Source organism: Tepidanaerobacter sp. EBM-38, assembly GCA_001896545.1.
GTDB lineage: Bacteria > Bacillota > Thermosediminibacteria > Thermosediminibacterales > Tepidanaerobacteraceae > Tepidanaerobacter.
In genome coordinates, this window is sequence record MPOT01000105.1 from 1 (window position 1) to 5,952 (window position 5,952).

General features: G+C 45.1%; 10 protein-coding genes and 1 pseudogene. All 11 read left to right on the forward strand.

The features are described from left to right. Nucleotides 1-163: 163 nt before the first annotated feature. The 11 genes and pseudogenes from BUC45_RS11410 to BUC45_RS11460 all read left to right on the forward strand — a co-directional run bounded on the left by BUC45_RS11410 (nt 164) and on the right by BUC45_RS11460 (nt 5,691). Nucleotides 164-1,275: pseudogene (locus BUC45_RS11410) on the forward strand (phage portal protein). Beyond that, on the forward strand, nt 1,220-1,942 hold the full coding sequence (locus BUC45_RS11415) for a head maturation protease, ClpP-related (protein WP_296972441.1): 723 nt from the start codon (nt 1,220-1,222) through the stop codon (nt 1,940-1,942). The pseudogene BUC45_RS11410 and the gene BUC45_RS11415 overlap by 56 nt, the downstream one beginning before the upstream one ends. Nucleotides 1,943-1,955: 13 nt before the next feature. Beyond that, nucleotides 1,956-3,143, forward strand: a complete 1,188-nt coding sequence (locus BUC45_RS11420) for a phage major capsid protein (protein WP_296972442.1) — start codon at nt 1,956-1,958, stop codon at nt 3,141-3,143. Between the two features lie 9 nt (nt 3,144-3,152). Further along, nucleotides 3,153-3,290, forward strand: a complete 138-nt coding sequence (locus BUC45_RS11425) for a hypothetical protein (RefSeq protein ID WP_296972443.1) — start codon at nt 3,153-3,155, stop codon at nt 3,288-3,290. A 22-nt stretch (nt 3,291-3,312) separates the two neighbouring features. Further along, the gene (locus BUC45_RS11430; RefSeq protein WP_296972446.1) at nt 3,313-3,615 is read left to right on the forward strand and encodes a head-tail connector protein; all 303 of its coding nucleotides are present in this window, start codon (nt 3,313-3,315) and stop codon (nt 3,613-3,615) included. A gap of 5 nt (nt 3,616-3,620) precedes the next feature. After that, entirely contained in the window at nt 3,621-3,947 is a 327-nt protein-coding gene (locus BUC45_RS11435) for a phage head closure protein (protein WP_296972458.1), read from the forward strand. Continuing rightward, nucleotides 3,940-4,311 (forward strand): HK97-gp10 family putative phage morphogenesis protein, encoded by a 372-nt coding sequence (locus BUC45_RS11440; RefSeq protein ID WP_296972448.1) that lies wholly within the window; start codon nt 3,940-3,942, stop codon nt 4,309-4,311. Before BUC45_RS11435 ends, BUC45_RS11440 begins: the two co-directional genes overlap by 8 nt. Beyond that, a complete protein-coding gene (locus BUC45_RS11445; protein ID WP_296972450.1) occupies nt 4,308-4,634 on the forward strand; it encodes a hypothetical protein in 327 nt (108 codons plus the stop codon). Before BUC45_RS11440 ends, BUC45_RS11445 begins: the two co-directional genes overlap by 4 nt. A gap of 1 nt (nt 4,635) precedes the next feature. Further along, nucleotides 4,636-5,208 carry a major tail protein gene (locus BUC45_RS11450; RefSeq protein ID WP_296972451.1) on the forward strand — a complete coding sequence of 191 codons (573 nt, stop codon included), beginning with the start codon at nt 4,636-4,638 and terminating at the stop codon, nt 5,206-5,208. A gap of 103 nt (nt 5,209-5,311) precedes the next feature. Next, nucleotides 5,312-5,524 (forward strand): hypothetical protein, encoded by a 213-nt coding sequence (locus tag BUC45_RS11455; RefSeq protein WP_296972453.1) that lies wholly within the window; start codon nt 5,312-5,314, stop codon nt 5,522-5,524. An 11-nt stretch (nt 5,525-5,535) separates the two neighbouring features. Continuing rightward, complete coding sequence (locus BUC45_RS11460; protein ID WP_296972455.1) at nt 5,536-5,691, forward strand: hypothetical protein; 156 nt, start codon at nt 5,536-5,538, stop codon at nt 5,689-5,691. The last annotated feature ends 261 nt before the right edge of the window (nt 5,692-5,952 follow it).

Sequence of the window (5,952 nt, forward strand, 5' to 3'; positions counted from 1 at the left end):
AGTAATTGAAGAAGAAAAGACGGTTGCAATAGTAAGAATAATGTATGGCGGACGTAATATAGATTTACAATTGTCAAACACAAAAATTGTTGATTAATCTATAATGGCATCTCGATGGAGGTGCTTTTTTCATGCCCATTTTTAAGGAGGTGAGAACTCTTGTATGAAAATACCTATCCTGTCAAACTTATTTAAATCCAGAGCCGCTCCTAAAAACAGCTTCTGGCAAAGCACCTATACCTTCTTTTTCGGCCCTACGCCCAGCGGTAAGACCGTCAATGAGCACACAGCCCTGACTACCTCGGCAGTCTATGCCTGTGTGCGGGTGTTATCAGAGACCATCGCATCACTGCCTCTGCACGTCTACCGGCGCACCGGGCAGGGCAAGGAAAAGGCCATGGACCATAACCTTTACTATCTGCTCCATGACGAACCCAATCCGGAGATGACTTCATTTGTGCTGCGGGAAACGATGATGGGTCATCTTTTACTGTGGGGCAACGCCTACGCCCAGATTATCCGGGATGGCAGGGGCAAGGTTATTGCTCTTTACCCTTTGCTGCCAGACCGCATGGAGGTGGGGCGCACGGAGAAAGGAGAGCTTTACTACTGCTACTTAAAAGACGGGCAGGAATACCTCTTGCGCCGGGAAGAGGTGCTTCACATCCCGGGCTCTTGAAAGATCCGGAAAGAATCCGGGATAGTTGGAACAAGATCTACCGGGGCAGCGAGAATGCTCATAAGGTAGCGGTGCTGGAAGAAGGCATGAGTGTTAAAACTTTAAGCATGCCGCCAGAACAGGCCCAATTTTTAGAAACTCGCAAATTTCAGATTGAAGAAATCTGCCGGATATTTAGAGTGCCGCCCCATTTGGTGGCCAATCTGGACCGGGCTACTTTTAGTAATATCGAGCATCAATCCATCAGCTTTGTGGTGCACACCATCAGGCCCTGGTTGGTGCGGCTAGAGCAAGCATTTAACAAGGCGCTATTTAGCGAAAAGGAAAAGGGAGATTATTTTACTAGCTTTGTAGTTGATGGGCTACTTAGAGGCGACTATGCATCGAGAATGCAAGGTTACTCTGTGGGGATTCAAAACGGCTTCATGTCTCCAAACGATGTAAGAAGCCTAGAAAACATGAACCCCATACCAGATGAGGAAGGAGGAAATATTTTTATGGTTAACGGTAACATGCTGAAACTTAAAGACGTAGGAGCCTATGCAAAAGAAAGTACTGGGGGTGATGACCATACCGAAATTTTGGAACTGGATTAAAAACGAAGCAGAAAGAACCCTCTACCTGGACGGCTACATTGCTCCAGAGAGTTGGTTCGAGGATGAAGTAAGCCCTAAGGAATTTAAAACTGAATTAGAAGCAGGAACCGGCGACATCACCGTCTGGATTAATTCCCCAGGGGGTGATTTTTTTGCCGCAAGTCAAATTTACACCATGCTTAAAGATTACAAAGGCAAGGTTACCGTCAAGATTGACGGCATTGCTGCCAGTGCCGCAGCGGTCATTGCCATGGCAGGGGATGATGTGATTATGTCACCTACCGCCATGCTGATGATTCACAACCCGGCTACCTTTGTTTGGGGTGAGGAAGCCGACATGCAAAAAGGCATCGAGATGCTCTCGGAAGTCAAGGAAGCCATCATCAATGCTTTTGAAGCCAAGACGGGTCTTAAGCGAACACAAATCGCTAAAATGATGGACGCCGAGACCTGGTTTAGCGCCGGGAGAGCAGTGGAGCTAGGCTTTGCTGATGAGATTCTCTACAGCAAGCCACCACTTCAGGTGATTGATTTCATGTTTGATAAGGTTACTGTGGTAAATGCTTTCTTGCGGAAACTGCCGGGTAAGGAGAAGCCAAAGATGGCTAAGGAGCCCGGCGGAGTTGATTACGAGCAGCTGGTTAAACGGCTGGAATTGATTAAATAAGGAGGAAAACAAGATGAGTAAGATTATTGAACTGCGGGAAAAACGGGCTAAAGTTTGGGAAGAGGCTAAGGCCTTCCTGGATGAAAGACGAGGAGAGGACGGTCTTTTATCGGTGGAGGATACCGCAACTTATGAAAAAATGGAAACCGAGGTGGTTAACTTAGGTAAGGAGATTGAGCGCTTGGAGCGCCAGGCGGCCATTGATTTAGAGCTTGCCAAAGCCACCAGCCAGGCTTTAAAGACCATCCCTGGAAAAGAGGCAGAAAAAGAGGGCCGGGCTTCTAGTGAATATGCCCAAGCCTTTTGGAACCATATGCGCAACCAGGGTGGTTATGAGGTGCGAAACGCCTTAACCATCGGTACCGATTCTGAAGGGGGCTACCTGGTCCCGGATGAGTTTGAGCGCACCTTGGTAGAAGCTTTGGAAGAAGAAAACGTCATGCGCCAGCTGGCTAAAGTGATTACCACCTCCAGCGGAGATAGGAAAATCCCGGTGGTAGCCTCCAAGGGTACTGCCTCCTGGGTAGATGAAGAGGGGCTTATCCCGGAAGATGACGATGCCTTCGGACAGGTATCCATTGGCGCCTACAAGGTAGCCACCATGATCAAGGTTTCAGAAGAATTGTTAAACGACAGCATTTTCAATCTGGAAAGCTATATCGCTAAAGAGTTTGCCCGCCGCATTGGAGCCAAAGAAGAGGAAGCTTTTTTAGTGGGAGATGGTGAGGGAAAACCTACCGGCATCTTTGATGACACCTACGGCGGAGAGGTCGGGGTAACTACTACTGCAGCGGCTATTAAAATGGATGAGATTATTGACCTCTTTTATTCCTTAAAATCCCCCTACCGCAAGCGGGCTACTTTCATCACCAACGATGCTACGGTAAAAGAGATTAGAAAGCTTAAAGACGGCAATGGCCAGTATCTATGGCAGCCTTCGGTGAGTGCAGGGGAGCCGGATACCATCTTAAACCGTCCGGTAAAAACCTCGGCTTATGTGCCCACTATCCAGCCGGGAGCCAAGGTGATGGCCTTTGGAGACTTCGGCTATTACTGGATAGCAGACCGTCAGGGCCGGGCTTTCCAGCGGCTAAACGAACTCTATGCAGCCAATGGCCAGGTGGGCTTTCGGGCTACTCAGCGGGTGGACGGCAAGCTTATCTTAAAAGAAGCTGTAAAAATCCTCGAGATGAAAGCGTAGGTGAGATAGATGAGTAACGTTAAAAACTATAGCGAGCAGGGCGGCGAGCATTGGGTGGTGGAAGGTGAGCTGGAGATTGCTGCTGGCGGCAAGCTAACCTTTGAGGGTAAGGAGCTAAAAGCAGCAGGGCTGATGGAATCAGGTTAACAAATAAGGGGGTGATGAGTGTATGGTGGTAACTTTGGAAGAAGCAAAACTGTATTTAAGAATAGATGGTGATGAAGAAGATGCACTCATCACTAATTTAATTCTTGCCGCCCAGGAAATTTGCGAAGATATCTTGAGATACCCCTTATCTGAATTTGAAGAAATACCGGCAGTATTAAGGCAAGCTGTTCTCTACTGTGTGGCTAATATGTATGAGAAAAGAGAGGGAGCCCACTATTACATGAAAAACGAGAGCGGTGGTATTTCAGAAACCATTAAAGTGATGAAACTGATACTTGGAAATCTTCGCAGGGAAAGCTGGTGAGACCCATGGAGATTGGCGATTTAAGACACCGGATTACCCTGCAGAAGAAAGCGACCAGCATCAATGAAAACGGTTTTGAGGTAGAAACCTGGGAGGATGAGAGAACCGTTTGGGCAAAAGTCACTAATCTTCATGGTGGAGAGTATTTTACCGCGGCTGCCGTCCAGACGGAAAATACGGTGAAGTTTACTATACGCTACCTTGAAGGTGTCGACACCACTATGCGGATACTTTTTAAAGGAAAGCAGTATGACATTACCGCTATTGATAACATTAAATACCAGAACCGCTATATGGAAATCAAGGCATTGGAGGTGGTAGGCAGTGGCTAATTTAGAACTTGATGGAATAGAAAACCTAATAACTGAAGTAGAAAAGCTAGGTGCTAAAGGAAGTAGGATAGAGAATAAAGCCCTGCGGGAAGCGGGAGAAGTGATGAAAGAAGCCATTAAACAAGAGGCTCCTAGAAAAACCGGCACACTAAAAAAGAGTATTGAAGTATCTAGGGTGAAAACCAAAGATGGAGCAAAGTATGTAGAAGTAGGTCCCGGTAAAGAAGGCTGGTATGGAAAATTTTTAGAATTCGGTACAATCAAAATGAAAGCTAAACCCTTTATGGCTCCGGGTTATGAAAAATCTAAAGAAAAGGCAATGGAAAAGATAGAAGATGAGCTAATAAAGGGATTAGGGCTATGAGCATTAATCAAGATGTGATAACAGCTTTAGGGGATATTAAAGTGCCGGTTTCTTTTCAAACTTACACTGGAGCGGCCGATACCTATATCACTTTTTTCACCTATCTAGATAAACCCGAGCAGCATGCCGATGATAAGGAGCTTGTTACCGGTCATTATGTTCAAGTTGATGTGTGGAGTAAGAAAGATTATACCGACCTGGTTAAAGCTGTGCATGAAAAGATGCTGGCGGCAGGTTTTATAAAACAAAGCTTTTATGACCTGTATGAAGATGACGTGAAGATTTATCACAAAGCAATGCGATTTTTTAAGGAGGTTATGTAAAATGGCACAGGTAGGATTAAACGATTTACATTTTGCTATTTTAACAGTGGACAGTAAAGATGAATTAACCTATGAAGCTCCAGAGCCAATGGTGGGAGCTATCAATGCTACCATTAACCCGGCGGTCAATACTCAGGAGCTTTATGTAGATGACCAGCTGTGGGAGTCTGTATCAGCTTTGGGCAAAATAGATGTAGAAATAGAGACAGCAGATTTACCTTTAGCCATTCGAGCTAAAATCCTAGGCAACGAACTAAAAGAAGGGGTGCTGATTGAAAAAGCCGCCGACGTTCCGCCTCATGTTGCCCTAGGGTTTAAGAGCTTGAAGTCTAACGGCAAGTACCGCTATATATGGCTCTTAAAAGGAGTAGCCCAGCCAATAGCTGAAGACTTTACCACTAAAAAGGATAATGTAGAGCATAAAACCCCTAAGGTGAAATTTACCTTTATGGCTCGGGTACATGATGGCCAGTGGAAACACACCGCAGATGAGGACAATGAAGAGTTTCTAGGAGCAGATACTTGGTTTGATAAAGTGCCTGGGGATACTACGGCATTCAACCCGGAGCTATAGAAAGGGGGACCTAAGCCTTGGATATTGTATTAAAATTAACGGCAAAGACAAGACTTACACCGCTGGTTTTATCAGCGCCCGGATGGTAAGAAGGACCATTGCCGTGTCACAGGAAATAAACTTTGATAACATCTTGCCTGAAGAGCTGGATAAGCTGATGGACTATATCGTGGAGCTCTTTGGAAATCAATTTAGCCGGGATGAGCTTTATGATGGTCTTGCATCTAAAGACTTAATCCCTACTATCACCAAGTGTATTAATGAAGTGGTAGGTGAGGTAAGCAGCGCCACAGCAGGTGAAGGAAAAAACGGGTAGACGGGGATGCCATGGACCCCCAAGATTTTATTGACCAGCTTTATCTAGCACTTCTTGATAAGGGCTGGACCTTAAACGATATCGACTCCATGGACATCATCTATTACTTGAAACTATTAAACAAAAAACTAGTAAACGAGAAAGTGTATATTGATGAAATCTTATAGCACCTTGCAACCAGGTGCTTTTTTTTATGCTCAAAAGGTGGTGAGAAATTGGCTAAAGAAATCGGGCAGCTAAATGTAAAAATCGGTCTGGACTCCACTGGATTTCAAAACGGTATTAGTAGCTTAAACCGGGAAATGAAAAGGTATATAAGATATATATAGATAGTGTTTTGTAGAATTTCTATAGAATCATGCGGACATTTTTGGAAAAGTTTTAAATCCTTATTTACTTTTACGCTCAAATGAGTTATAATTACAGCG

Coding starts and splice junctions, on each gene's coding strand:
- BUC45_RS11450 (WP_296972451.1), top strand. CDS start 4,636: ATGGCACAGGTAGGATTAAACGATTTACATTTTGCTATTTTAACAGTG.
- BUC45_RS11435 (WP_296972458.1), top strand. CDS start 3,621: ATGGAGATTGGCGATTTAAGACACCGGATTACCCTGCAGAAGAAAGCG.
- BUC45_RS11420 (WP_296972442.1), top strand. CDS start 1,956: ATGAGTAAGATTATTGAACTGCGGGAAAAACGGGCTAAAGTTTGGGAA.
- BUC45_RS11430 (WP_296972446.1), top strand. CDS start 3,313: ATGGTGGTAACTTTGGAAGAAGCAAAACTGTATTTAAGAATAGATGGT.
- BUC45_RS11445 (WP_296972450.1), top strand. CDS start 4,308: ATGAGCATTAATCAAGATGTGATAACAGCTTTAGGGGATATTAAAGTG.
- BUC45_RS11415 (WP_296972441.1), top strand. CDS start 1,220: ATGCAAAAGAAAGTACTGGGGGTGATGACCATACCGAAATTTTGGAAC.
- BUC45_RS11425 (WP_296972443.1), top strand. CDS start 3,153: ATGAGTAACGTTAAAAACTATAGCGAGCAGGGCGGCGAGCATTGGGTG.
- BUC45_RS11460 (WP_296972455.1), top strand. CDS start 5,536: ATGGACCCCCAAGATTTTATTGACCAGCTTTATCTAGCACTTCTTGAT.